Annotated in this window: 23 protein-coding genes; 13 read left to right on the top strand and 10 right to left on the bottom strand. The window is 54.2% G+C overall.

Annotation, left to right across the window (positions count from 1 at the left end; translation table 11 throughout):
- Positions 1-84 precede the first annotated feature (84 nt).
- Positions 85-825, top strand: a complete 741-nt coding sequence (locus C7433_RS01385; RefSeq protein ID WP_006119246.1) for an FNR family transcription factor — start codon at positions 85-87, stop codon at positions 823-825.
- A gap of 118 nt (positions 826-943) precedes the next feature.
- Positions 944-1897: a universal stress protein UspE gene (gene uspE / locus C7433_RS01380; RefSeq protein WP_006119247.1), complete on the top strand. Its 954-nt coding sequence runs from the start codon at positions 944-946 to the stop codon at positions 1895-1897.
- 46 nt (positions 1898-1943) lie between these two features.
- On the opposite strand, the gene pntB is transcribed toward uspE, so the two are convergent.
- Together pntB and pntA are read right to left on the bottom strand one after the other, a co-directional pair.
- Complete coding sequence (gene pntB / locus C7433_RS01375) at positions 1944-3332, bottom strand: Re/Si-specific NAD(P)(+) transhydrogenase subunit beta (RefSeq protein ID WP_054687714.1); 1389 nt, start codon at positions 3330-3332, stop codon at positions 1944-1946.
- A gap of 3 nt (positions 3333-3335) precedes the next feature.
- Positions 3336-4868, bottom strand: coding sequence for a Re/Si-specific NAD(P)(+) transhydrogenase subunit alpha (pntA, locus tag C7433_RS01370; RefSeq protein WP_110267467.1), 1533 nt, complete (start codon positions 4866-4868; stop codon positions 3336-3338).
- Between the two features lie 533 nt (positions 4869-5401).
- On the opposite strand from pntA, the gene ydgH reads away from it, so the two are divergent.
- Positions 5402-6355, top strand: a complete 954-nt coding sequence (gene ydgH, locus C7433_RS01365; protein ID WP_006119253.1) for a DUF1471 family protein YdgH — start codon at positions 5402-5404, stop codon at positions 6353-6355.
- A 205-nt stretch (positions 6356-6560) separates the two neighbouring features.
- Positions 6561-7949, top strand: a complete 1389-nt coding sequence (locus C7433_RS01360) for a basic amino acid/polyamine antiporter (protein ID WP_033741762.1) — start codon at positions 6561-6563, stop codon at positions 7947-7949.
- Here the strand turns inward: C7433_RS01360 and C7433_RS01355 are convergent.
- Complete coding sequence (locus tag C7433_RS01355) at positions 7946-8356, bottom strand: hypothetical protein (protein ID WP_033741763.1); 411 nt, start codon at positions 8354-8356, stop codon at positions 7946-7948. The two genes, C7433_RS01360 and C7433_RS01355, sit on opposite strands and share 4 nt — an antisense overlap.
- Before the next feature lie 174 nt (positions 8357-8530).
- Here C7433_RS01355 and rstA point away from each other — a divergent pair, with 174 nt between their 5' ends.
- The 5 genes from rstA to C7433_RS01330 all read left to right on the top strand — a co-directional run bounded on the left by rstA (position 8531) and on the right by C7433_RS01330 (position 13801).
- Entirely contained in the window at positions 8531-9256 is a 726-nt protein-coding gene (gene rstA / locus C7433_RS01350) for a two-component system response regulator RstA (RefSeq protein WP_006119256.1), read from the top strand.
- Positions 9253-10554, top strand: a complete 1302-nt coding sequence (gene rstB, locus C7433_RS01345; protein ID WP_006119257.1) for a two-component system sensor histidine kinase RstB — start codon at positions 9253-9255, stop codon at positions 10552-10554. The genes rstA and rstB overlap by 4 nt, the downstream gene beginning before the upstream one ends.
- Positions 10555-10572: 18 nt before the next feature.
- Entirely contained in the window at positions 10573-12060 is a 1488-nt protein-coding gene (locus C7433_RS01340; protein ID WP_033741765.1) for a carboxypeptidase M32, read from the top strand.
- A gap of 167 nt (positions 12061-12227) precedes the next feature.
- Positions 12228-12713, top strand: a complete 486-nt coding sequence (gene asr, locus C7433_RS01335; protein WP_006119259.1) for an acid resistance repetitive basic protein Asr — start codon at positions 12228-12230, stop codon at positions 12711-12713.
- A 278-nt stretch (positions 12714-12991) separates the two neighbouring features.
- Complete coding sequence (locus tag C7433_RS01330) at positions 12992-13801, top strand: serine protease (RefSeq protein ID WP_006119261.1); 810 nt, start codon at positions 12992-12994, stop codon at positions 13799-13801.
- A gap of 76 nt (positions 13802-13877) precedes the next feature.
- Here C7433_RS01330 and hrpA read toward each other — a convergent pair whose 3' ends face one another.
- Entirely contained in the window at positions 13878-17777 is a 3900-nt protein-coding gene (gene hrpA, locus C7433_RS01325; protein ID WP_110267466.1) for an ATP-dependent RNA helicase HrpA, read from the bottom strand.
- Between the two features lie 247 nt (positions 17778-18024).
- Between hrpA and azoR the strand changes: the two genes are divergently transcribed.
- Positions 18025-18624, top strand: a complete 600-nt coding sequence (gene azoR / locus C7433_RS01320) for an FMN-dependent NADH-azoreductase (RefSeq protein ID WP_006119264.1) — start codon at positions 18025-18027, stop codon at positions 18622-18624.
- A gap of 72 nt (positions 18625-18696) precedes the next feature.
- Here the strand turns inward: azoR and C7433_RS01315 are convergent, their stop codons facing one another.
- From C7433_RS01315 to C7433_RS01305, 3 genes are read right to left on the bottom strand one after another with little or no spacing between them, the layout of a single operon-like run.
- A complete protein-coding gene (locus C7433_RS01315; RefSeq protein WP_033741770.1) occupies positions 18697-19017 on the bottom strand; it encodes a YdbL family protein in 321 nt (106 codons plus the stop codon).
- Positions 19018-19028: 11 nt separating this feature from the next.
- A complete protein-coding gene (locus C7433_RS01310; RefSeq protein WP_006119266.1) occupies positions 19029-19217 on the bottom strand; it encodes a YnbE family lipoprotein in 189 nt (62 codons plus the stop codon).
- On the bottom strand, positions 19214-21835 hold the full coding sequence (locus tag C7433_RS01305; RefSeq protein ID WP_110267465.1) for a YdbH family protein: 2622 nt from the start codon (positions 21833-21835) through the stop codon (positions 19214-19216). The genes C7433_RS01310 and C7433_RS01305 overlap by 4 nt, the downstream gene beginning before the upstream one ends.
- A gap of 153 nt (positions 21836-21988) precedes the next feature.
- Here C7433_RS01305 and C7433_RS01300 point away from each other — a divergent pair, with 153 nt between their 5' ends.
- Complete coding sequence (locus C7433_RS01300; RefSeq protein ID WP_110267464.1) at positions 21989-22981, top strand: 2-hydroxyacid dehydrogenase; 993 nt, start codon at positions 21989-21991, stop codon at positions 22979-22981.
- A gap of 32 nt (positions 22982-23013) precedes the next feature.
- On the opposite strand, the gene C7433_RS01295 is transcribed toward C7433_RS01300, so the two are convergent.
- A complete protein-coding gene (locus C7433_RS01295; RefSeq protein WP_039340234.1) occupies positions 23014-23289 on the bottom strand; it encodes a DUF333 domain-containing protein in 276 nt (91 codons plus the stop codon).
- A 183-nt stretch (positions 23290-23472) separates the two neighbouring features.
- On the opposite strand from C7433_RS01295, the gene C7433_RS01290 reads away from it, so the two are divergent.
- Both C7433_RS01290 and ttcA read left to right on the top strand, forming a co-directional pair.
- Positions 23473-24129, top strand: coding sequence for an MgtC/SapB family protein (locus C7433_RS01290; RefSeq protein ID WP_110267463.1), 657 nt, complete (start codon positions 23473-23475; stop codon positions 24127-24129).
- A 436-nt stretch (positions 24130-24565) separates the two neighbouring features.
- Positions 24566-25501 carry a tRNA 2-thiocytidine(32) synthetase TtcA gene (gene ttcA / locus C7433_RS01285; RefSeq protein WP_054633709.1) on the top strand — a complete coding sequence of 312 codons (936 nt, stop codon included), beginning with the start codon at positions 24566-24568 and terminating at the stop codon, positions 25499-25501.
- Between the two features lie 54 nt (positions 25502-25555).
- Here the strand turns inward: ttcA and C7433_RS24005 are convergent, their stop codons facing one another.
- Both C7433_RS24005 and zntB read right to left on the bottom strand, forming a co-directional pair.
- On the bottom strand, positions 25556-25684 hold the full coding sequence (locus C7433_RS24005; protein WP_255421282.1) for a hypothetical protein: 129 nt from the start codon (positions 25682-25684) through the stop codon (positions 25556-25558).
- Between the two features lie 287 nt (positions 25685-25971).
- Positions 25972-26955, bottom strand: a complete 984-nt coding sequence (gene zntB, locus C7433_RS01275) for a zinc transporter ZntB (protein ID WP_006119281.1) — start codon at positions 26953-26955, stop codon at positions 25972-25974.
- Positions 26956-26995 lie beyond the last annotated feature (40 nt).

The following is a 26995-nucleotide window of genomic DNA, read 5'->3' as shown; positions in this document are numbered from 1 at the left end:
TGCCTAAAAACTGCTCGGATGAGTTCCCTTACACCGAGAAAATGGTAAAATTGACCCCAGTCAATTATCGTCGAGCAAACTACTATGTTCCCTGAAAAACGTATTCAGTCAGGCGGTTGTGCGATTCACTGCCAGGATTGCAGCATCAGTCAGCTATGCATCCCTTTCACCCTTAATGAACATGAGCTGGATCAGCTTGATAATATTATTGAGCGAAAAAAACCCATTCAAAAAGGCCATACGCTGTTCAAAGCGGGTGATGAGCTGAAGTCGCTCTACGCAATCCGTTCCGGCACCATTAAAAGCTATACCATCACCGAGCAGGGAGATGAACAAATCACCGGTTTTCACCTGGCCGGCGATCTGGTGGGATTTGACGCCATTATGAACGCCAGTCATCCCAGCTTCGCCCAGGCGCTGGAAACGGCGATGGTCTGCGAAATTCCTTTCGATACGCTGGATGACCTGTCCGGCAAAATGCCTGCCCTGCGTCAGCAGATGATGCGCCTGATGAGCGGTGAAATTAAAGGCGACCAGGACATGATTTTGCTGCTGTCCAAGAAAAACGCGGAAGAGCGCCTGGCCGCCTTCGTCTGGAACTTATCCCGCCGCTATGGCCAGCGCGGCTTCTCACAGCGTGAGTTCCGTTTGACGATGACGCGCGGCGATATCGGGAATTATCTAGGGTTAACCGTTGAAACCATTAGCCGACTGCTGGGGCGTTTCCAGAAATCGGGTATGCTGGCCGTAAAAGGCAAATATATCACCATTGAGAACCACGCGATGCTGGAAGCGCTGGCCGGTCAGAGCCACCAGGCGGCGTAATCCTCAGGCCGGGTTAACAAATCTTATTTTGTTGATCCGGCTACATCTTTTCACTTTCTTAGTGCACTTAACATAGGCTATCTTTAAACCAGTCGCGTCGGTCTAAGGAGAGTAGCCTATGTCCCAGTATCAAAACATTCTGGTCGCCATTGATCCTCAGCAGGATGACCAGCCCGCGCTGCGACGTGCGGTCTATCTCAACCAGCTTATCGGCGGCAAAATCAAAGCATTTCTGCCCATCTACGACTTTTCATACGAAATGACCACCCTGCTGTCACCAGATGAACGCACCGCGATGCGTCAGGGTGTGATCAGCCAGCGCTCGGAATGGATTCGTGAACAGGCGCAGGCTTATCTGGATGCTGGTGTGGATATAGACATTAAAGTCATCTGGCACAACCGGCCCTATGAAGCAATCATCCAAGAAGTGCTGGCGCATCAACATGATTTAGTGCTGAAAATGGCGCACCAGCACGACCGGCTGGAAGCGGTTATTTTTACACCGACAGACTGGCACCTGTTACGTAAGTGCCCTTGCCCGGTGTGGATGGTTAAGGATCAACCCTGGCCCGAAGGCGGCAAAGCGCTGGTGGCGGTCAATCTGGCCAGCGAAGAACCGCACCACGATGCGCTTAATCAGAAACTCATTCGCGAAACCGTTAAACTGGCCGAAAGCGTCAATCATACCGAAGTGCATCTGGTGGGCGCCTATCCGATTACGCCAATCAACATTGCTATCGAACTGCCCGATTTTGATCCCAGCGTCTACAACGATGCCATTCGCGGCCAGCATCTGGTAGCCATGAAGGCCCTGCGACAAAAATTCTCCATCAGTGAAGAGTTTACCCACGTTGAAAAAGGCCTGCCGGAAGAAGTGATCCCGGAATTGTCCGCCCACCTTGGCGCGGGCATTGTGGTGTTAGGGACGATTGGACGGACCGGACTGTCGGCAGCTTTCCTGGGGAATACGGCTGAGCAGGTGATCGATCACCTGCGCTGTGACCTGCTGGCGATTAAGCCGGATGATTTTGTCTCGCCCATTACGCTTGACGACGAAGACGAGCACGATTAACGCGGCCTTCAGTAAAAAGGGCGACGGTTATCGTCGCCCTTTTCTTTTACAGCGCTTTCAGAATACTTTCTACGCTGGCTTTGGCATCCCCAAATAGCATGTGAGTATTTTCTTTAAAGAACAGCGGATTTTGCACACCGGCATAGCCCGTATTCATTGAGCGTTTGAACACAATAACGTTTTGCGCTTTCCACACTTCCAGCACCGGCATACCGGCAATCGGGCTGCCCGGATCATCCTGCGCCGCAGGATTAACCGTGTCGTTGGCCCCGATAACCAGTACTGTATCGGTATCGCTAAAATCGTCGTTGATTTCGTCCATTTCCAGCACCACGTCATAAGGCACTTTCGCCTCTGCCAGCAGAACGTTCATATGGCCAGGCAAACGGCCGGCGACCGGATGAATACCAAAACGCACGTTGATGCCGCGGGCGCGGAGTTTTTCCGTGATTTCCGCTACCGGATACTGTGCCTGTGCAACGGCCATGCCGTAGCCGGGCGTAATGATCACGGAACGGGAAGATCGGAGCATCTCTGCCGTTTCTTCTGCGCTGATTTCACGATGTTCGCCGGTCTCATCACTTGCCGTTGAAGCTGTGCCATCGCTGCCAAATCCACCGGCAATGACGCTGATAAACGAGCGGTTCATGGCCTTACACATTATGTAAGAGAGAATTGCCCCCGAGGAACCAACCAGCGCACCGGTCACGATAAGCAGATCGTTACTGAGCATAAACCCTGCCGCTGCGGCCGCCCAACCGGAATAAGAGTTGAGCATCGAAACAACGACCGGCATGTCTGCACCACCGATGGAGGCCACCAGGTGCCAGCCAAACGCCAACGCAATGATAAGCATGATCACCAGCGCAAACACCTGCGCACCGCGACTTTGCGTGTTAACAAACCACAGTAGCAGTAAAAACGAGACGACCAGCGCCAGCAGATTCAGCTTATGCCGCTGAGGCAGCATTAAGGGCCGCGACGAGAGTTTGCCACACAATTTGCCAAAGGCGACCAGCGAGCCCGTAAAGGTGACTGCACCGATAAAGATGCCGATAAAGACTTCGCTGAGATGGATGTTTTCAATAACCGCCGGCAAGCCAGGAGCATGATCGATATAGCTGTTAATGCCTACCAGTACGGCGGCCAGGCCGACGAAGCTGTGCAGTATCGCCACCAGCTCGGGCATTTCGGTCATTTCTACCCGTTTCGCCAGCCGAATACCGATGGCACCGCCAATAACCATCGCCAGCAAAATCCAGACAACATGACTGCTGTCGGGACCAAATACAGACGCGATCAGCGCAATCGCCATGCCGCTGATACCAAATATATTGCCCTGTCTTGAGGTCTCATGTTTTGAAAGACCCGCCAGACTCATAATGAACAGAATTGCAGCAACGATATAGGCTGCCGTCACTAATCCGCCAGACATAGCTTACCCCTTACGAAACATTTTCAGCATACGCTGCGTGACGGTGAAGCCACCGAAGATATTGATGCTGGCGATCAATACGGCAATAAAAGAAAGAAAACTCACCCAGCCGCCGTGCCCCATTTGCAATATTGCCCCTACCACAATAATGCCCGAAATCGCATTGGTGACTGACATGAGCGGCGTATGCAGCGCATGACTCACATTCCAGACCATGTAGTAGCCCACCACACAGGCCAGCGCAAAGACGGTGAAATGTGACAGGAATTCACTGGGGGCAACATTCGCGAGACAGGCGAAGAGTACGACAGCGCCTGCCAGCAGCCCATATTTACGCCGGGGGGAAACGGGTGCCGCCGGGCTTTTCGTTTGCGCCGGTGCAGCGGCAGCCGCGGTTTTCGGCGCGGCGGAGACCTGAACTGGCGGCGCAGGCCAGGTGATCTCGCCGTCTCGAATCACCGTGACGCTGCGGATGACGACGTCATCAAAGTCAATGACGATCTCGCCATTCTTCTCTTTACAAAGCAATTTCATCAGGTTGACGAGATTGCTGCCGTAGAGCTGAGATGATTGCGTCGGTAACCGGCTGGGCAGATCCGTATACCCGATAATTTTTACGCCGTTGTCCGTTACAGTGACCCGATCGGCGACGGTAAGCGCACAGTTGCCGCCGGTTTGTGCCGCCAGGTCAACAATGACGCTACCAGGCTTCATGCTGGCCACCATTTCCCTGGTGATCAACGTCGGCGCAGGTTTACCCGGAATCAGCGCCGTGGTGACAATAATATCCACCTCCTGGGCCTGCTGAGCGAACAGCGCCATTTCTGCTTTAATAAAAGCATCCGACATGACTCTGGCGTAACCATCACCACTCCCCGCCTCTTCTTTGAAATCCAGTTCAAGGAACTCTGCGCCCATACTTTGCACTTGTTCCTTCACTTCCGGACGCGTGTCAAAGGCGCGAACAACCGCGCCCAGGCTGCCTGCGGCACCGATTGCCGCCAGACCCGCCACGCCCGCACCAATCACCATCACTTTGGCAGGCGGGACTTTCCCGGCAGCGGTGATCTGACCGGTGAAAAAGCGACCAAATTCGTGTGCCGCCTCCACGATGGCCCGATAACCTGCAATATTGGCCATTGAGCTCAGCGCATCCAGCGACTGCGCACGGGAAATACGGGGCACGGCGTCCATCGCCATAACGGTGACCTTACGCGCAGCCAGTTTATCCAGCAGTTCAGGGTGCTGAGCAGGCCAGATAAAACTGACCAGCGTGCTGCCCTCGCGCATCAGTGCAATGTCGTCTTCACCGGGTGCATTCACTTTCAGCACAATATCGGCTTGCCAGACCTGCTGGCGATCGGTCAGCGTGGCGCCGGCGTTGACATAGCTGTCATCATCAAAACTGGCAGGCTTACCCGCACCCTGTTCAATCGTGACGCTAAAACCCAGCCTGATGAGTTGTTCAACGGTTTTCGGCGTGGCAGCCACGCGCGACTCATTGGCTGACCGCTCTTTGGGTATTCCAATTAACATAGTGTTCCCTTTCATCGATTAAAGGATGATGACCCTTGTGGTACAGACTGCTCTGACGTCATCCGCGCTCAGGCGGTGTGAATAAATGCAAGGGCATAATCGTGTCTAAACCTACTGAAAATGTTACAGGTTATCTACTGCACAGACGCACCAATGTCACATTCGCGGTAATATCCAGTTTTGGCCTCGTTATGCCGCATAACGTCACTGTCTGATCGCATCACTGGCAGATAAATAACTAACTAAGCGCCCTTCGATACGAATATTCCTTTCGAAAAAACCTAAATTTAACAACGCATTAACGGTTTTGATAAAGTTACGAACGTTTATTTCATCTGCCTGTCTTAAGCGTAAGGTAAAATACTGATTCGTGACGCCGGGATAAAAAAAACCGGATCACCACGAGAGAGAAATCGCAAAAATTGGCTGCGACAGCGTGTTTATAACATGTAATAATCAGCAGCTATTCTGTTATACATCAAGAGTCCAGCACGTTTTCGTACTCATTTTGCGTAAGGCGAAGGATCATTTTTATGAAGCTGAAGAACACTATTCTGGCATCTACATTGTTATCTCTGCTGGCGGGAAATGCGTTTGCCGCTAAAGAGCTGACGCCAGAACAAGCGGCCGCGTTGAAGCCATTCGAACGTATTAATATCACCGGTCGTTTTAATGCAATTGGCGATGCGGCGGATGCCGTCTCCAAACGTGCTGATGAACTGAATGCAGATTCGTATTACATTCAAGGTATTAACGACAGCAACGGTAACAGTGGTAACTGGCGCGTAACCGCGGATCTGTATAAGGCGAATGCGCCTAAAGCGAGTCAGGAAACCGACTACCGGATGTTTAATGGCCTGAAAGAGCTGCCGAAAGCGGAAGCCTATCGCCTTGAACCCTTTGATACCGTGACGGTGACCGGCTTTTTCCCCAGCCAGCCCGATGTGAACGAGGCAATTTCTAAAGCCGCGAAAGAAAAAGGCGCTGCGTCCTTCTTTATTGTGCGTCAGGTTGATGCCAATACCGGTGGCAACCAGTTCATTACCGCTTACATCTATAAGGCGGATGCAAAACAGCGCGCCGTGCAGAGCCCGGATAGCATTCCGGCTGATTCTCAGGCAGGTAAAGCCGCGCTGGCCGCAGGCGGTGCTGAGGCGAAAAAAGTCGAGATTCCGGGCGTTGCCTCCTCTGAAACCCCAAGCAATGCCGTGGGCCGCTTCTTTGAAACGCAGAGTTCAACCGGTAAACGCTATTCTGTGACGCTGCCAGACGGTCGGGAAATCCAGGAGCTGAACGCAGTCACCGCGGCACAGATGCAGCCGTTTGATACGGTCACCTTCAGCGGCCATTTCGGCACACCAACCGAAGTCTCGCAGGAAGCCGCCAAACGTGCGGCTGGCAAAGGTGCGAAGTTCTACCACATCACACGCCAGTGGCAGAACCAGAGCGGGGGTAACCTAACCGTGACCGCCGATCTGTTCAAATAAGCAATTAAGGGCGGCGCAAGCCGCCCAACTGTTTGCATAATCCCTGCGCAATTTTGCATAGTCACGCATTGCCATCCTTCACCGCACTCCGTAAAATCCTCCGCCTGTTTTTCAGCGTATTACACGCGATTTACGCAACACAACACCGATATAATAGGGTGTTTATGCTGGTCACCCAGCCACTTATGCTCGCAGGAAGAATGTTTTGGAGAAAAAATTAGGCCTCAGTGCCCTGACCGCGCTGGTACTCAGCTCCATGCTGGGTGCGGGTGTTTTCAGCTTGCCACAAAATATGGCGGCGGTCGCAGGTCCGGCCGCGTTGCTGACTGGCTGGCTGATCACCGGCGCAGGGATTATTTTCCTGTCGCTGGCGATGCTGCTGCTGACGCGACTCAAACCCGATCTGGATGGCGGTATCTTTACCTACGCCCGCGCTGGATTCGGTGAGTTGACGGGATTTTGTTCCGCCTGGGGTTACTGGCTGTGTGCGGTTATCGCCAACGTGTCCTATCTGGTTATTGTTTTCTCTGCCCTGAGTTTCTTCACCGATACGCCAGACAGGGTTATTTTTGGTAACGGGAATACCTGGCAGGCGATGCTGGGCGCATCCGTAGTGCTGTGGCTGGTTCACTGGCTGGTATTGCGGGGCGTTCAGACCGCCGCCAGCATTAACCTGCTGGCGACACTGGGCAAACTGGTGCCGCTGCTGCTGTTTGTGGTGCTGGCCGTCATGGCCTTCAATTATGACCGCTTCCATTTTGATTTTTCCGGGCTGAGCCTCGGCGTTCCGTTATGGCAACAGGTCAAACAGACCATGTTAATCACGCTGTGGGTGTTTATCGGCGTGGAAGGTGCTGTAGTGGTCTCGTCGCGAGCTCGCCATAAAAAGGATGTCGGACGGGCAACGCTGCTGGCCGTGCTGGCCGCCCTGCTGGTTTATCTGCTGGTCACCCTGCTGTCGTTAGGGATCGTGCCGCGCGCGGCGCTGGCCGAAATGCGTAACCCTTCAATGGCGGGCCTGATGACGCAACTGACGGGAAGCTGGGGTAACGCAATCATTGTCGTGGGCTTGATTATTTCTGTCTGCGGTGCCTATCTGAGCTGGACCATTATGGCGGCAGAAGTGCCGTTTATTGCCGCGCAGCAAGGTGCTTTCCCCCGCAGTATTGCCCGCCAGAACGTCCGTAATGCGCCAGCCGCCTCACTGTGGCTGACAAACGGTAGTGTGCAGGTTTGCCTGATCCTGATCGCCCTGACCGGTGCGGATTACAACATGCTGTTGACTATTGCCTCAGAAATGATTCTGGTGCCCTATTTACTGGTGGGATTGTATTTGATCAAGGTGGTCAAAGGGCAACATAAACCCTGGGCGCTCGTGACAGGCATCGGTGCCAGCGTGTACGGCATCTGGTTGCTGTATGCCTCCGGTCCACTGCATCTGTTTATGTCTGTCGTGCTCTATGCGCCGGGCATTTTGCTGTTTATGTTCGCACGTCGGGGCGGACATGCAGTGGCACTGCGGCCCGTTGAGCGGGTTGCCATGGTCTGTATTATGGTGGCAACCCTGCCTGCGATGTGGGCCCTACTGACTTAGTGAGACTGACCGAGAACCACGCACAGCAGGTCACCCTGCTGTGTCAGCGTCACGGGCTTACGGTACTCTTCATGAATCGCCTCCAGCTGTTTCTCTGACAGCGGATACGGAAGCTGGATATCCACGTGGGCAATGTGCTGCTGCTCGGCTAACGTAATCAGGCGGGCGATGTTGATTTCGTCGCTGACCTGGGTTGATATGATTTGCAAGGCTAATTCTTTCAGGTGATCTTCACTTGCCTGTAAACTGTGCGCAGATTTGCGTGTCACCATGCCGAATATGGGCAGTACGCCATAGATGGCATCCACAAAGCTCCAACGTTTTTTGCAGGATGCCGACAGGAAATCACTGTAGTTAAAGCGGATGCGATCACGGTATACCGCTGATGCCAGCTCTTTATCAAACACTTTGGCTCCTCAAGGTGATCACAATGAATCCGGAACTCATATTAAACGCAGGGTTAATGATTGCATATTTTGCGGATTATATACCAGTTACTCAAGGATATTTCGTGTGATTGGATAGAGCTCTGCGCCAGGAAAAGTTATGCTTTATCCCTCCTTTTTACGTTAGTGTGAATTATGCATAAAATCGTTTACGTAGAAGATGAACCGGAGGTCGGTTCGCTCATTGCCGCCTACCTGGGACGCCATGATATTGAAGTGATTGTTGAGACGCGCGGCGATCGGGCTGAAGCCACCATTGCCGAACAGCAACCCGACCTGGTCATGCTCGACATCATGCTGCCCGGCAAAGATGGCATGTCAATCTGCCGTGACTTACGGGCAAACTGGCAGGGGCCGATCGTGCTGCTGACCTCCCTTGACAGTGATATGAACCATATCCTCGCGCTGGAGATGGGCGCGCAGGACTATATTCTGAAAACGGCCCCCCCAGCCGTTCTGCTGGCGCGATTGCGTCTGCACCTGCGTCAGTCACAACAGGTGCAAAGTGAAGAAGCCCCTGCGCCGACGAAAAATACACGCATGTTGCGGTTTGGCTCACTGACCATCGATGCCCTGAATCGCCAGGTCGTGCTGTTTGAAGAAAATATCGCCCTATCCACGGCGGATTTTGATCTGCTTTGGGTGCTGGCCAGCCATGCCGGGCAAATTCTTAACCGTGATGCCTTGCTGAAAACCTTACGCGGCGTCAGTTACGATGGCATGGATCGCAGTATTGATGTCGCCATCTCGCGTTTGCGTAAAAAACTGCACGACAGCGCAACAGAGCCATTCCGCATCAAAACCATCCGCAACAAAGGCTATTTGTTTGCGCCGCAGGCCTGGGACACGCGTTCGGTATGAAAAAACTTTTTATTCAGTTCTACCTGCTGCTGTTTGTCTGTTTTCTGGTGATGTCGCTGATGGTCGGGCTGGTCTATAAATTTACCGCCGAACGCGCAGGCCGCCAGTCCATGAACGACTTGATGGCCAGCTCGCTCTACCTGATCCGCAGTGAACTGCGTGAAATACCGCCGCGCGACTGGAATAAGACGATCAAAAGTCTGGATCTCGGTTTGTCATTTGAGCTGCATATTGAGCCCATGAGCCGGTTCGAACTGGATGAAAATGAGTTACGCCGTCTGCGTGCGGGCGAAATCGTTGCGCTGGACGACAAATACACCTTCCTGCAACACATTCCGCGTAGTCATTATGTCCTGACCGTCGGACCTATACCTTACCTTTTTTATCTGCATCAAATGCGCCTGCTGGATATGGCACTGGTCGTATTTATTGGCATGTCGCTTGGGCTGCCGGTATTTATCTGGCTGCGTCCGCACTGGAAAGAGATGCTGCGACTGGAACATGCCGCTCAGCGTTTTGGTCAGGGGCAACTGGACGTGCGTACTCATTTCGACAGCACCTCCAGCCTGTTTCGCGTTGGCGTCGCATTTAACCAAATGGCTGAGAATATCAATACGCTCGTCGCCAGCAAGAAACAGCTTATTGATGGTATCGCTCACGAGTTGCGTACACCGCTTGTGCGGCTGCGCTATCGTCTGGAGATGAGCGATAATCTGAGCGAAGCCGAATCTGCGGCGCTGAATCGTGATGTGAGTCAGCTGGAAAGCCTGATTGAAGAGCTGCTGACCTATGCCCGTCTGGATCGTCCACGCGTCGACCTTAATTTGCAGTCGCTGGATCTGGCCAGCTGGTTGCGTGAACGCATGGAAGACTTCCAGGCCATCAACCCGGATACGCAGATTGAGCTGGACTTACCCCAGCGGGAAAATTACGGCGTTTCAGACACCCGGCTTATGGAGCGCGTGCTGGACAACCTTGTCAATAATGCGCTGCGCTATGCAAACCAGCGCCTGCGGGTCAGCTTATGGTTTGACGGCGCAGTCGGTAATTTGCAGGTCGACGATGACGGTCCGGGGATCCCCCATGAAGAACGTGAACGTGTATTTGAACCCTTTGTCCGGCTCGATCCGAGTCGCGACCGCGCAACGGGCGGCTGTGGACTTGGCCTGGCCATCGTTCACTCCATCGCCCATGCGCTCAGCGGCCGGGTTTCCGTTGAAACCAGCCCGCTTGGCGGTGCCAGCCTGCGTTTTAGCTGGCCGCTCGATCTCCCCTTTCGGGAACTTCCACGACGTTAACGCATTCAGGAGCTTTGTGTGACTTCAGCCTATCAACACCTTTGTAAGACCTTCCAGCGCCTGTCGCGTTTCAGTCATCTCAGCGCCATCGCCGGATGGGACATGCAAACCATGATGCCCGCCGGTGGCAGCGCCGCACGGGGCGAAGCGCTGGCGGAAATGAGTGTGCTGCAACATCAGATTCTGACGGATAAACGCATTGGTGACTGGCTGGATCAGGCAGAACAGCAATCGCTGAATGATGTTGAACGCGCCAATCTGGGCGAAATGCGCCGCGCTTATGTTCAGGCAACATTACTGCCCGCTGAACTGGTCGAAGCCAAATCCATTGCGGGATCGCGCTGTGAGCATGCCTGGCGCACACAGCGTCCGGCAAACGACTGGCAGGGTTTTGCGACCAATTTGAAAGAGGTCGTACGCTTAAGCCGTCAGGAAGCTGAACTGCGTGCGCAAGCGAACGGCTGCTCCCGCTATGACGCGCTGCTTGACGTTTTTGAACCGGGCATGACCAGCGCCACGCTGGATCATACCTTCGGGCAGTTAAAAACCTGGCTTCCACACTTGTTGCAGCAGGTCGTCGAAAAACAGGCTCAGCAGCCGGTGATCACGCCCCAGGGACCGTTCCCGATAGCCTCACAGCGCGAACTGGGTTTACGCGTGATGGCCGAGCTGGGGTTTGATTTTAACCATGGCCGCCTGGACATTAGCGCGCACCCTTTCTGCGGCGGCGTGCCCGAAGATGTGCGTATTACCACCCGCTACAATCAGGATGAGTTTCTGAGCGCCATGATGGGCGTCATTCATGAGACTGGCCACGCGCGCTACGAACAGAATTTGCCTGAGCAATGGCGCGGTCAGCCGGTTGCGCTGGCGCGATCCACGGCGATCCATGAGTCACAAAGTCTGTTTATGGAAATGCAACTGGGACGCAGCGCGCCTTTCCTGCAGCGTATCCTGCCGCAAATCATCAGTCAGCTCGGTGACCAGCCCGCCCTTCAGGCAGATAACTTTGTCCGGCTGACGCAGCAGGTTAAACCGGGCCTGATTCGGGTGGATGCGGACGAACTGAGCTATCCGGCGCACGTCATTCTGCGCTACGAGATCGAACGCGCGCTGATTGAAGGCGAGATTGAGGTTGAAGACATTCCGGCGCTGTGGGATGAAAAGATGCAACAATCCCTGGGTCTGGATACGCGCGGCAACTACCGCAATGGCTGCATGCAGGATATTCACTGGACCGATGGCGCCTTCGGCTATTTCCCGACATACACACTCGGGGCGATGTACGCTGCGCAGCTGTTCCAGGCGTTACAAAACGCAATTCCGCAATCCGCCGAGCTGATACAGCATGGCGACCTGCAGCCGGTATTTGACTGGCTGCAGCAGAATATCTGGCAACATGGCAGCCGTTTCACCACCGAACAGTTGATTGTCAATGCTACTGGCGAAGCGCTCAACCCAGACTATTTCCGCAAACATCTTGAGCAACGTTACCTGAACAGTTAAGGTAGCAGGCGGCCTGAGGGCCGCCTTTTCCTCCCGTACATCCCCTTTGTACAATCGGTTACACAGCGATACCAATCACCCACGGACGCGCCAGTTTTATTTTCATATAGTCTTCTCACCGGCCCCGCAGTGGGCTACACATGAAAAAATAGTCCGAGGATTTTGCAATGAAAAAATTATTTGCACTGGTAATCGCCGCTGCTATGGGTCTGTCTTCAGTTGCTTTCGCTGCTGAGACAACTGCCGCTCCTGCAACTGCTGCTCCAGCGGCTGCGACCACCACCGCTGCACCTGCTAAAGCTGAGCACAAAGCTGCTGTCCATAAGAAGCATCATAAAGCTGCACAGAAAGCGCAGGCTGCTAAGAAACACCACAAAAAAGCTGCCCAGAAAGCGCAGGCCGCTAAGAAGAAAGTAGCGAAGAAAGACACTGCACAGAAAGCGCAGGCTGCTAAGAAACACACCAAAAAGCCAGCTCAGAAAGCCCAGGCTGCTAAAAAACACCACAAAAAAGCTGCCCAGAAAGCTCAGGCCGCTAAAAAGCACCACAAAAAAGCAGCCCAGAAAGCTCAGGCCGCTAAAAAACACACCAAAAAGCCAGCTCAGAAAGCCCAGGCAGCTAAAAAGCACCACAAAAAAGCCGCTAAAAAATAAGGTCGCCCTTTAGGGTCCGAGTAAGCGTTAATAATTAAAAACACCCGGTTCTGCCGGGTGTTTCTTTACTGGAGTGGCTAATATGGTCCGTCGCTATCGCTTCGAAATTATTCTGATTGTGATGATCTTATGTGGCGTTATCGCGGCCAGTTTTTTTATTTAGTCGCTGTAGCGTACTGATTCACTGAAAAAACTCCCTTTTTCACGCCTCACTGACTATAGTTATGTCACTTTAGTAATAACAAAAACGTTTTCTTTTTCTCGCTATTGAGAGTTCTATGCGCCTGGCTACCCTGTTAATCGTTGGACTTTTCAGTTTCACCGCGTTTGTTCATGCTGATGATAATGATGATTCACCGACACCCGCCGAAATTAAAATGTTGTTTTTTGGCAAAGATCATCGCCAGGCCATTACCGATGTCAGCGCGGCCCCCTGGGATGCGATAGGACAACTGGAAACCGAGAGCGGTAATCTGTGCACCGCCACGTTAATTTCTCCCCATCTTGCCCTGACGGCGGGCCACTGTTTACTGACACCTCCAGGTAAATTTGATAAACCCGTAGCGCTACGTTTTATGTCTACCAAAAAAGGCTGGCGCTACGAAATTCATGACATTGATGCGCGCGTTGAACCGTCGCTGGTGCATAAGCTGAAAGCGGATGGCGAAGGCTGGATCGTCCCCAGCAATGCAGCGCCGTTCGATTACGGTTTGATTATTTTGCGCAATCCCCCTTCTGCCATTACGCCGATTCCGCTGTTTGAAGGTTCGCGTAGTGACTTAACCGAAGCGCTGAAAGCGGCGGGCCGCAAGGTGACCCAGGCAGGTTATCCCGCCGATCATCTCGACAGCCTGTATTCACACAGCGACTGCCTGATTACCGGCTGGGCGCAACGGGCGGTTTTATCGCATCAGTGCGATACCTTGCCTGGCGACAGCGGTTCTCCGCTTCTGCTGAAAGGCGATAAGGGCTGGCAACTGATAGCGGTGCAGAGTTCTGCCCCGGCGGCGAAAGACCGTTATCTGGCTGACAACCGCGCGATTGCCGTGACGTCATTTAAAGACCGGCTGGAAGCGCTGGCGCAGTAGCTCTCACCGTTACACAAAAAAGCCCGCATTCTTAAATGCGGGCTTTTTTATTCTTACAAGACCCTGTTTGCCGCCGTCAGGCGGTGATCTGCTCCATCGCCTGCATGATGCGCTTATCTGAAATGGGATAAGGCGTGCCAAGCTGCTGCGCGAACAGACTGATGCGGAGTTCTTCCAGCATCCAGCGAATATGCAGCACATCCTCATCATCCTGACGCTGCGGCGGCAGTTTGTTGCGCCAGGCCTGCCAGGCCTGTTCAACGGCCTGAACCCGGAGCATACGGGCGCGGTCGCTGTGGGGATCAACCGGCAATTTTTCCAGCCGACGCTCAATACCGTGCAGGTAACGTAAGGTATCTGCCAGATGCCGCCAGCCATTTTGGGTCACAAATCCCCGGTACACCAGCCCATTCATCTGCGCCTTAATATCGGCCAGCGCCAGTGCCAGTGTCATATCAACCCGACCTTTAAGGCGCTTATTGATATTGAAGACCGCCGTCAGAATCTGCTCAACCTGCTTTGCTATCTCCACCACGGTATCATTCAGCTCGGCGCGGACCTTCTCGCGCAGCGCATCGAAGGCCGCCTGTTCCCAGGCCGGTCCACCCGCCTCGGCAATCAGCTTATCGATACCGCAGGCAATACAGTCATCGATCAGCTCCATCACTTTGCCATAGGGATTAAAATAGAGGCCCAGCTTGGCTTTATTCGGCAATTTTTCGTGCAGATATTTCACCGGCGACGGAATATTCAGCAACAGCAACCGACGCTGACCGCGCCACATCATTTTCTGCTGCTCATGCTCACTGTCGAATAACCGGATGGCCACACTGTCTTTCTCATCGACCAGCGCGGGCCAGGCTTTTACCTGGTAGTTGCCGCGTTTTTGCTCGTAGCTGCGAGGCAAATCGCCAAAGCTCCAGAGGTGTAAACCGCGCTGTTCCAGACCATCATCCGCCACGTTGGACAGCGTTTCCTGCACCTTGCCTTTAAGCAGCACTTTCAGCGCCGCGAGATCTTTACCTTCCTGCAGCTTACGGTTGTGTTCGTCTACCACCCGGAAGGTCATTTTCAGATGATCGGGCACCTGTTCCCATTGCCAGTCGTCCCGCTCCAGCGTCACGCCCGTCATCCGGCGGAACTCGCGCGACAGGGCATCAAGCAGCGGCATTTCCATTGCGGTCACGCGGCCTAAAAACGCCTCGGCATAGTTTGGCGCGGGCACCAGATGACGACGCAGCGGCTTCGGTAACGATTTAATCAGCGCAATAATCAGTTCACGCCGTACACCGGGAATCTGCCACTCAAAGCCGGCTTCATCGACCTGGTTCAGCAGCGGAAGCGGAATATGGACCGTCACGCCATCGGCATCCGCACCGGGTTCAAACTGATAACTCAACCTGAGTTTGAGATTGCCCTGATGCCAGACATTGGGATAGTCGAGCTGGCTGACCGTATCGGCGCCCGCTTTGATCAGCATCTGCTTATCAAAATTGAGCAGTTCCGGGGTGGTTTTGCTGACCTGTTTCCACCAGCTGTCAAAGTGGCGTGCGGAAACCACCTCTTTCCCTACACGTTGGTCGTAAAAGGCAAACAAGGTTTCGTCATCTACCAGAATGTCGCGGCGACGCGATTTATGTTCCAGGTCTTCCACTTCACTGCGCAGCTTCTGATTAGCACGGAAAAAAGCGTGGCGCGTTTGCCAGTCGCCTTCCACCAGCGCGTGGCGAATAAACAATTCGCGACTCAGCGTAGGATCGATCGCGCCATAGTTGACCTTGCGCGCGGCCACAATCGGCAAGCCGTACAAGGTGACTTTCTCACTGGCCATGACGGCGCCCTGCGATTTCTCCCAGTGCGGTTCACTGTAGCTACGTTTGATCAGATGCTGTGCCAGCGGTTCTATCCATTCCGGATCGATACGCGCGGCAACACGGCCCCAGAGTCGGCTGGTTTCCACCAGCTCCGCCACCATTGTCCACTTGGGCGGTTTTTTGAATAAACCTGAGCCCGGAAAAATGGCAAAGCGCGCATTGCGTGCACCGGTAAACTCCTGCTTTTCCGCATCTTTCTGGCCGATATGCGACAGTAAACCGGTCAGTAACGCACAGTGGATCTCGCGATACTCCGCCGGTTCGCTGTTCACCGGAATACCAAGCTCACGGACCACCTGACGCAGTTGGGTATAGATATCCTGCCATTCCCGTACGCGCAGGTAGTTAAGGAAATCGGCTTTACACTGGCGACGGAAGACATTGCCGGACAGCGCTTTTTGCTGCTCGCCCAGGTAGTTCCACAGGTTAACAAAGGCCATAAAATCAGACTCTTTGTCAGCAAAACGCCGGTGTTTTTCATCGGAGGCCTGCTTCTTCTCTGCCGGGCGTTCGCGCGGATCCTGTATCGACAAACCTGCCGCGATAATCATCACTTCGCGCACACAGCCGTACTGCCGGGCAGCCAGCACCATGCGTGCCAGGCGCGGATCCACAGGCAGTTGCGCCAGCTGGCGGCCCGAGCCGCTGAGTTTATAATGGCCTTCTTCGCTCAGGGTCAGCGCGCCCAGCTCCTCCAGCAATCTGACGCCGTCCTGAATATGGCGTTTATCCGGCGCTTCCACAAACGGGAACGCCGCAATATCGCCCAGTCCCAGCGCGGTCATCTGCAGAATGACTGAGGCCAGATTGGTGCGCAGAATTTCGGGATCGGTAAAGGCCGGACGGCTCAGGAAATCCGCTTCAGAATACAACCGGATACAGATCCCTTCCGATACGCGGCCGCAACGTCCTTTACGCTGATTCGCGGAAGCCTGAGAAATGGGCTCTATCGGCAGACGCTGAACTTTGGTGCGGTAGCTGTAGCGGCTGATGCGCGCCGTGCCCGGATCGATGACGTACTTGATGCCCGGCACGGTGAGCGAGGTTTCGGCAACGTTCGTCGCCAGCACGATACGTCGCCCGCTGTGTGACTGAAATACCCGATTTTGCTCACTGTTCGACAGACGCGCATACAGCGGCAGCACTTCGGTATGCGGCAAATCGCGCTTCATCAGCGCATCGGCGGTATCGCGAATCTCCCGCTCGCCGCTCATGAAGATCAGAATATCGCCCCGGCCCTCCTGGCTCAGCTCATCAACCGCATCAAATATCGCCTGAAGCTGATCGCGTTCCACATCGTCCGCCTCTTCGACGACCGGACGATAACGGACTTCCACCGGATAAGTCCGGCCCGATACTTCAATGACCGGCGCGTTGTTAAAGTGGCGGGAGAAGCGCTGCGGATCGATAGTCGCCGAGGTGATAATGACTTTAAGATCCGGACGGCGCGGCAGCAGCTCACGCAAATAGCCCAGCAGGAAGTCGATATTCAGACTGCGTTCGTGCGCTTCATCGATGATGATGGTGTCATACTGCATCAACAGGCGATCCTGCTGGATCTCCGCCAGCAGAATCCCGTCGGTCATCAGCTTAATCTGCGTGGTTTCACCGACCTGATCATTAAAGCGCACTTTGTAGCCGACGCAGCCGCCCAGCGACGTTTCCAGCTCTTCGGCAATGCGGTTCGCGACGGTGCGCGCCGCAAGACGACGAGGTTGCGTATGGCCAATTAAACCGGTGATACCGCGTCCCAGCGCCAGGCAAATTTTGGGCAACTGGGTGGTTTTTCCCGACCCGGTTTCACCTGCCACGATCACGACCTGATGAGCGCGAATCGCATCCGCGATATCCTGCTGTTTCTGACTGACCGGAAGATTATCCGGGAACGTGATGCGCGGTGTGGCGGCAATACGCTGGGCCACGCGCTGTTCAGCCGCGAGAATATCCTGCTCCAGTTCGGCGGCAATACCGTGTTGGGCATCAGGATTTTTCACTTTTCTGGCACCGTGCAACCGGCGTTGCAGCCGCTGCCGGTCGCGCAGCATCAGGGCATCAAGCCGCGACCAAAGCGGCGTTAAGGGAGATGAAACCGGAGAAGACATAGTAATGACGTACCTTACTCAGGCGGTGTGGACTCAGCGTACAGTGCTAAGATAACCCGCTGATTAACGATAATAATTGCGCCTATCATAGCACATTCCCGTTTGCCGCGCGGACCTCGCGCATGACGGGTTGTTCAATTAATTCGAATATAGCTCTCGAAATATTGCGCTTTCCCGCTCCGTTCAATGTTTGTAAAGTGTAAGCCATTGAGCGGGAAGCCTTCCGCGTAACAGACAGGAAACTACGATGAGCAAAGTATTAGTTCTGAAATCAAGCATTCTTGCAGGCTATTCACAATCTGGTCAGCTGGCTGACTTCTATGCTGAGCAGGCAAAGGCCAAAGGCGATCAGGTGACCGTGCGTGACCTGGCAGAAAACCCGGTACCGGTGCTGGATGGTGAGTTAGTGGGCGCGCTGCGTCCTTCCGATGCGCCGCTGTCACCGCGTCAGCAGGAAGCCTTGTCACTGTCTGATGCGCTGATTGCAGAGCTGCAGGCACATGATGTGGTGGTGATTGCTGCCCCAATGTACAACTTCAACATTCCTACGCAGTTGAAGAACTATTTCGACCTGATCGCCCGTGCTGGCGTGACCTTCCGTTATACCGAAGCCGGCCCGGAAGGCCTGGTCAAAGGCAAGCGCGCCGTGATTCTGTCCAGCCGTGGTGGCATTCACAAAGATACCGCTTCTGACCTGCTGACTCCTTACGTCAAGCTGTTCCTGGGCTTTATCGGTATCACTGATGTCGAGTTTGTGTTTGCTGAAGGCATTGCCTATGGCCCGGAAGTCGCGACAAAAGCCACCGCCGAAGCAAAAGACGCGATCAAACACATCGTTGCGGCCTGATTCGCCGATCTTATCTGGAAAACCGGGCTGAGCCCGGTTTTTTTATGCCTGCCGTACAACGTTGTCGCCCGGCTATTTCCTGAGCCACTGTCCGTTGATGCCGCGTACATATTCCCCCGCTGCGGCACGGTTTACCAGCTTCTGTCCGGCGATTCTGGCCACCTCATCCGTTGTCAGGTTGTTCTGCTCTGCCAGACGTTGATACTGTGCAGCACGACCGTCATTAATGCGTTTAACCAGTGCCAGCGTGTCGCTGTCATCTGCGCGCGGCGCAATATATCCTGACAGTGTTTCTCCCACCCGGCCTGACTGACGGGCTTCATCCAGCGTCAATGCCCAGGCGGGCAGGCTCATCGTAAGGGCCAGTAAGCATGTGATGCCGATGCGTTTCATGCGGGCTCTCCTCAAAACAGGTCGCTCTGATTTTTCAGTAACGCTTCCACATCCTTGTCCACTTTAATGTGGATCTCATGCTCGATTTTCACATTCATGTTGATGGTAATCGGATCTTTTGGCGCGGCAACTTCGATGCGCGGTACACAGCCCGTCAGCGGGAGTCCGGCTATCAGCAGCAGTAAGGCCCTGAGGCTCATGGTGAGGGTTCCTTTTTCGACGGCAGAGTGGCATTTTCCTCCACCCAGGATTGCAAATTATCGCCAAAGCGCAGGCTGCGCCACAACTGGAACAGGTTTTCCTGATGACGATAGTTTAAATTTACGGTCTGGTTGCGGTTGCTGAAACGGCTGGTGCCCTGCACCTGCGCGACCATGGTCAGTTCGCCCAGATTATCCAGATTCAGCGTGGCCCAGGAACGCGAAATCTCCATATAGCGCAGCCAGTCCATCGCGGCGCCTGCCGCAATATTATTTTGGGTGATGGCATCGGCCATGTCTTTATCCATCCGGAAGGTCAGCGGCCCGCTGTTGGCAATCCAGCCATTTTCGATGATCCAGCGCGCATTCGTGATCCATAGCGGTAATTCGCCATTCACCCTGCCCGACATCGCGAACTGCCTGGGTTTAATCGCGCTGACGAGTTTACTCAGGCTGATATCCCGAAGCGACACACGCGCCGGGCTGTGCTGTGGCATCCGCAGAGACGGCATCGTAATTTTCCCGCCCAGCAGATCCATGCTGACATCCTGCAACCAGAGCGGATCGTTTTCCCGCCATGGCCAGGCGCCTTGTAAGTCAGCCTGAATATTCTGCATGGCAAACTGATTCTTGATTTCTGCGATGCGCAATGAAACTGGTCCACGTAAGCCAAAATGCCACTGTTGGTTTTGCAGACGGAATGGCAGCGAGAAATCGATGCCGTTAATCTGGCTGTCTGGCGTCCAGACGCTGCCGTTTTTCACCGTCCAGTGTCCGCCCGCGTGAAAACCCTGCTGAGCGGCGGCAGAAAACGCCACCTGAGCGCGCAGTTCGCCCGCGCGAATTTTCATTTTCAGATCGGGGCTGAGCAACGGCTGAAAAACCGTCAGCGACTGCGTGGGCCACCAGGCCTGACCGCGCAGGCGCTCGCCATCCCAGCGCCCGTTAACCCGTACCGGGCCGACCTTGCCGGCTTTCAGTTCGCCGCCCCAGACAAAATGACCGGGATCGCGCCCGCGGGCGGCAAAATCCAGCGTTGAGTGAGCCAGCCAGCCCCCGTAGCTGAAGTGCGTCTGACCGGCCTGCATCTGAAATTTTCCGTCAAAGGAAGGCTTGTCCGCCTCTCGCTGCCAGTTCACCGGGGCAGTCAGGATTAAACGCGGCTTTTCCACCCGCACGCTGCCGTATTGCATCTGGTTAAAACCGGTCGACAAGGTATCAAGATGGATAAGCGTGCCGCGCCAGCCACCGGTTCCCCTGACATCCCATTTCGCCTGTAACGGATGCATCTCGCCTTCTCCCCAGTAGCGCCAGCGCCATTCACCCGTATCCGGCCAGAAGTCACGGGCCCCGCCGTCCAGATGCAGGGTGAAGCGGCCAAAGCTGGGATCGTGCGCGCGCAGAATGGCCTGCAGGCGTCCAGAAATGCCCCGGGACGATAAGCGCACCCCCGCCAGCGGCCAGCGCGCTTCATCCACGTTCAGCGTTGAAAGTAAACGCCCGCGCAGGCGCAACAGTGCGTTGGGTTTAACAATCAGTTCGGGATTCAGTAATGATCCGGTCAGTTGCCCAGGAATACTGCCGAACAGCTGCATGGCAGCAAATTTACTGTCGCCGGTCAGTTGTAACGGCAGCTGGCTTTGCGTCAGGCTGAGATGACCGGGACCTATGCCCAGAACGACATTGCCTTTGCCGCCCCGCCCCTGCGTCAGCAGGTTAAGGCGGCCAGTGACCGTTGTGGCATCCAGCCCGGCCTGCCAGTTATCCAGCGTCAGCGTCACAAAGCCCGACAAGGGTTGCGCCGTGAGTGGCCAGTAATATTCACCCTTCTCAATAGTGATGCGGTCACGGCTGGCCTGCCACGGAAGACGCAGCAAGGGACGGGCAGCATCCGCTGTGGTGATGTTCAGCAGGCCGCTTTCATGCTGCCAGCTCAGTGCCGCTTTTAGCGGTTGCGGAAACCCGTCCAGGGCCAGCGCGCCCGCGATCTCGCCGTTAACCGGCAGGCCGTTAGCGTATTGCGGCAGTTCAAAATGACCTTTGAGGCTGAGCGGCTCGGGAAGCGCCGGATGGGTGATCGTCAATTGTCTGACCATCAGCTGCTGACCTTCCAGCGTGGCCTCAAGCTGTAAATTATCGCCCCGGTAATGCAGCTGCTGGCTGGCTTTATTAAGGGTTAAATCCAGGCCACCGGCATAGTCCTGCCAGGGCGAGATCGTCAGCTTATCAATGTGAATATCTGCGCCCGGCAGCATGGCCTGCCACGCTGCCAGCGTTTTCGGTGCGGTTGAGGCGGTTTGTGATTCGGGCAGCTGTTGCAGGCATTCGCTTTGCAACGTGACCTGTTGTGCGTTGAGCGTCCAGCGCGACTGTTGCCGGCCCAGCGCCGCGTTTTTGACGCTCGCCAGGCGACAGTCACCGGCTAAATAATGAAGAGATGGGAAAATGAGTTGCCCGTCATGCCAGCGTGGGCTGTTTTCCAGTTCGACGCGCGTGCCTGCAGGTAGCCAGAGGCCCACCAGACGCGGCAGCCACTGTGTAAGAGTCAGCAGTAATCCCAGCAGCAATAAAATCAGCGCCAGAATCGCGGCCAGGCGTCGACGGAAACTCCGTGGCATGAAAACAAGACTCCTTTTTTTTCAATATCCTGGGCGTAATGATGGCACGTAACACGCCGAAGGTGAAGGTTTGACCGGTAAGGTTAAAGAGGTGTCAGCAAAAAGTAAGAGAAAACGTTATCCTTGTTGCATCCCTTTTCCAGGAGCACCACGATGAAAATCGCCGTATACAGTACTAAACACTACGACCAGAAATATTTTGAACAGGTCAATAAACAGTATGGTTTCGATCTGGTCTTTTATGATTTTTTGCTGAGCGAAAGCACGGCTAAGACCGCCGTAGACTGTGATGCGGTTTGTCTTTTTGTGAATGACGACGGTAGCCGCCCGGTGCTGGAGGAACTGGCGGAATTGGGGGTGAAATTTATCGCCCTGCGCTGCGCCGGATTTAATAATGTCGATCTGAAAGCCGCGGCTGAACTGGGTCTGGAAGTGGTTCGCGTGCCCGCCTATTCCCCGGAAGCCGTCGCTGAACATGCCGTCGGCCTGATGATGACATTGAATCGCCGTATTCATCGCGCCTATCAACGCACCCGCGATGCGAATTTTTCGCTGGACGGCCTGACCGGTTTTAATATGCATAACAAAACCGCCGGCATTATTGGCACCGGCAAAATAGGCATAGCCACCCTGCGCATCTTAAAAGGATTTGGCATGCGTTTACTGGCCTTCGATCCCTATCCTTCGGAACAGGCGTTATCGCTGGGCGCGGAATATGTCGATCTGAAAACCCTGTTTGCCGAGTCGCATGTGATTACACTGCATTGCCCGTTAACGCCGGAAAACCATCATCTGCTTAATGCTAACGCGTTTGCGCAGATGCGCGATGGCGTCATGATTATTAATACCAGTCGGGGTGGGTTAATTGATTCTCAGGCCGCCATTGATGCACTTAAGCAGCAAAAAATTGGCGCGTTAGGCATGGACGTTTATGAGAATGAGCGGGATTTGTTCTTTGAAGATAAATCGAATGATGTCATTCAGGATGATATTTTCCGCCGCCTGTCAGCCTGCCACAACGTGCTGTTCACAGGCCATCAGGCTTTTTTGACCGCTGAAGCTCTGACGGCAATTTCAGAAACCACGCTGGAAAACCTCAGCCAGCTTCATCGTGGCGAAGACTGTCCGAACCGGGTGACGACCTGATAACGCAGGCCGGTCACAGCCGGCCTCCGCGTTTAGCGGGCGCAGTTACCGCCGAGCAATGCCTGCTCGCTGCAGCGGCGTCCGTTGACTAACTGACACATGCCGATGCGCGAGCCGTCCAGTTGATTTGAAAACGCCAGCGTTCCCCCTGCATTGGCACAACTGGCCTCCGCCATTGCAGACATAACCACACGTGGCTGAACGTGGGCGGCGGTAGCTTGTTGTGGCGGCTCGTTGTCATCGCTGTTACTGCTGCAGGCAGACAATAACAACGCGGCACCAGCCAGCAGAAAAGTCGCGGCTTTCATCAATCAGACTCCGGGAAGGTGAGTTAAAGGCTAAGCAAGAATATGTCAGCCCTGACATGGGGTCGAGAGAAGAAATAGCTTTTTACAAAAAATATCCTGACCTATTACAAGCAGAATTATCCTGTTATCACATAGTCACGTGGCGGAATATAGTTTAACCATGATGTCGAACGGAGAAAAAGAATGTTAATGGATATGCTGATTCGTATTGCGCTGGCGGGCATTCTGGGCGGTCTGATTGGCCTGGAACGTCAGATGCGTGCCAAAGAAGCCGGATTACGCACTCATATTCTGGTGGGGATTGGCAGTGCGATGTTTATGCTGGTGTCTAAATATGGCTTTGCCGACATGTTGATGAAGGATCACGTTGCACTCGATCCCAGCCGCGTCGCGGCACAGGTTGTCAGCGGCATGGGTTTTCTGGGTGCCGGAACGATTCTGATCCAAAAACAGGTGGTTAAAGGCCTGACGACGGCTGCCGGGCTTTGGGTTACCGCCGCAATCGGCCTGGTCATCGGGAGCGGCATGTATGAAATCGGCATTTACGGCACCGTGCTGGCTCTGGTGGTGCTCGAGGTTTTCCGCCGTTTGAGTCATTTACTGATTGGTAAACACCATACGTTAATTGTTTATCTCAAGGCGAAAAGCGTGCCGCTGGTGCTGCTGGTCATGCAACGCGAAGGCATCCGCTATGGCAATATTTCGGTCATTAACCGGAACGAGGAAAGCGGTTTATGTGAATTAAGCGTTCAGGTTACCCTCTCCCGGAAATCCAGCGATGCGCATCTGTATGACAAAATCATGGAAGTAAAGGGCGTGCAGTCGCTGGAGATGATGTAGGGCATGGATGCTGCGTTGTGCCGCTTCCGCACGATAAAAGCGTAGATGTACGTTCTTGTCGGGCGGGATAAATCCCACCCGACAGTAGACATATCCTTACCCTCACCATGAGATCTTCATTTCTGCTTTCATTGCGGCTTATTGTCGGCGTGAATAACGCCTTTATCTGACCGTGTTTATTCTCTGCTTTTCATCTTATCTCTCTTGCCAGTGCAGTTGGCAAAAATAAGACGGAAGGCAAAATATCGTGGTCAGTCACCATCAGGTTTATGCTTAACGATAATTGATATTGGAAATTGCACGCGTAATCCGTACCATACGCGGCATACTTTGCCTGCTGACAATCTTCGGCGGGTGATAACCTGTCATAAAAGCAAATCAGGGGGGCACGGCAACAGGCTCAAATGTGCCCCTTTGATTATTGAGAAGCGACGTAATGCTGCAAAATCAAGAAATTAACAAGAAAGAACAATACAACCTCAACAAGCTCCAGAAGCGTTTGCGTCGTCACGTAGGCGAGGCCATTGCCGATTTTAATATGATCGAAGAAGGCGACCGCATCATGGTTTGCCTGTCCGGTGGTAAAGACAGCTATACCATGCTGGAGATCCTGCGTAGCCTGCAGAAGAGCGCGCCAGTGAGTTTCAGTCTGGTGGCAGTCAATCTTGATCAGAAGCAACCCGGTTTTCCGGGGCATATCCTGCCGGAATATCTTGAGGCGCAAGGTGTTGAGTACAAAATTGTCGAGGAAGACACCTACTCTATCGTTAAAGAGAAGATTCCAGAGGGCAAAACCACCTGCTCGCTGTGCTCGCGTCTGCGTCGTGGCATTTTGTACCGCACAGCCACAGAGCTGGGCTGTACCAAAATTGCGCTGGGCCACCATCGCGATGACATCCTGCAAACGCTGTTTTTAAATATGTTCTACGGCGGCAAGATGAAAGGCATGCCACCGAAGCTGATGAGCGATGACGGGAAACACATTGTCATTCGTCCACTGGCCTACTGCCGCGAGAAAGATATCATTCGTTTCTCCGAAGCGCGTCAGTTCCCGATTATCCCGTGTAACCTGTGTGGTTCGCAGCCTAACCTGCAGCGTCAGGTGGTGGCAGATATGCTGCGCGACTGGGATAAACGCTATCCGGGCCGGATTGAAACCATGTTCAGCGCGATGCAGAACGTCGTGCCGTCACACATGGCCGACGTGAATCTGTTTGATTTCAAAGGCATTCAGCACGGGGATGCGGTGGTGGATGGCGGCGATCTCGCTTTCGATCGCGAAACCCTGCCGGTGAATCCGGTTGGCTGGCGCAGCGATGAAGACGATGCACCCGATGTCAGTGAACGCCTTGATGTTTTAGAAATTAAATAACGCTGCTGAATACATTAAAGGTAAAGGGCATGCGCGTAAACGCATGCCCTTTTTTTATACGTTGCGGTGAGGCGGCGGGTCCATTATCGGCGGAAACTCCGGATCCGGTGGCGGATCGGGTTGCGGCTGAGGAATGGGGGGCGGATCGGTTGGAATCGGCTCGCTGTTATGTATCGCCTTCATACCGTGCTCCTCTGTAGCGAATGAACATTAAGCTTAGGAAAGATTAGGCCTTTCAGCCAGCAGGTAAAAAAAAGCCGGCAACAAGGCCGGCGTAGGTCGAATCAACTGTACTATGCAGTTATTCAAAAAAAGGAAGTAAGACAATATGGAGCGCAACGCCCATCGCTTGACGTTGCATTCACCTGCGGGAGAGAGTTTGCGTCAGTTGCCTCCGGCAGGTATTGATGTCGATCAGCTTTACTTCTGTTAAGCCCTCTGTCACTAAGGCAATTCGCAGGCTTTGTCTGTCAAAGCCAACGCCGCTTACGTAAATACCCCGCCACGCCTAACGCCAGTATGACCAGTAAAATACAGAACACGCTGAAGCCGTAACGCCATCCGCCGCCGGGAATGCCGCCCAGGTTGACACCAAACAGCCCGGTTAAAAAGGTAGCGGGCAGAAAAATCATCGCCATCAGCGACATCGTATAGGTGCGGCGATTCATGGATTCGGCCATTACCGAGGCGACTTCATCGGCCAGCACGGCCGTTCTGGCTACGCCCGCGTCCAGATCGTCCAGGCCGCGCCCCAGCCGGTCGGCAATCTCCTGCATGCGGCGGCGCTCACTGTCGTCCATCCAGGGCAGTTTCTCACTGGCGAGCCGGGCAAAAACATCACGCTGTGGAGCCATGTAACGGCGCATCACAATCAGCTGTTTGCGCAGCAGGCCCAGTTCACCCCGCGGGGGAATGCGTTGGTCCAGTAAGGCATCTTCGAGTTCAATGATTTTGTCATGCAGATCTTCGATAAATTCGCTGGTGTGACCGGTTAACGCATCGCAGACCTCGACCAGCCAGCTGCCACAGTTGACCGGGCCGTTACCGTTTTCGAGATCCGTCAGCACTTCATCCACGGCAAACACTTTACGTCGCCGGGTGGACACAATGAGCTGATCGTTAATAAACACCCGCATTGCCACTAACTGGTCAGGGCGCGCATCGCTGTTATGGTTCACGCTGCGCAGGACAATCATAAAACCGTCCCCCAACCGGGACACGCGAGGCCGCATGCTTTCACCGGCCAGCGCATCACGCACGGCATCCGGGATCTGAGGCGTGGATTGCAGCCATTCAGCGCTGCGGGGATGGGTATAATTGAGATGCAGCCAGCAGGGATGCTCATCGTGCAGCACCTGGGTTTCATCAATCGGTATCATGCCGCCCTTTCCATCCAACTGGCAGGAAATGATGGCATCTGTTACCTGAAGCGATTTTCCTTTCACACCGTCCACACCGTTACCCCGCTATCAAAATCAATACGATACAGTCTAG

Source organism: Pantoea sp. PNA 03-3 (assembly GCF_003201175.1).
Classification (GTDB): Bacteria; Pseudomonadota; Gammaproteobacteria; order Enterobacterales; family Enterobacteriaceae; genus Pantoea; species Pantoea stewartii.
This window is presented reverse-complemented; position numbering and strand designations above follow the sequence as displayed.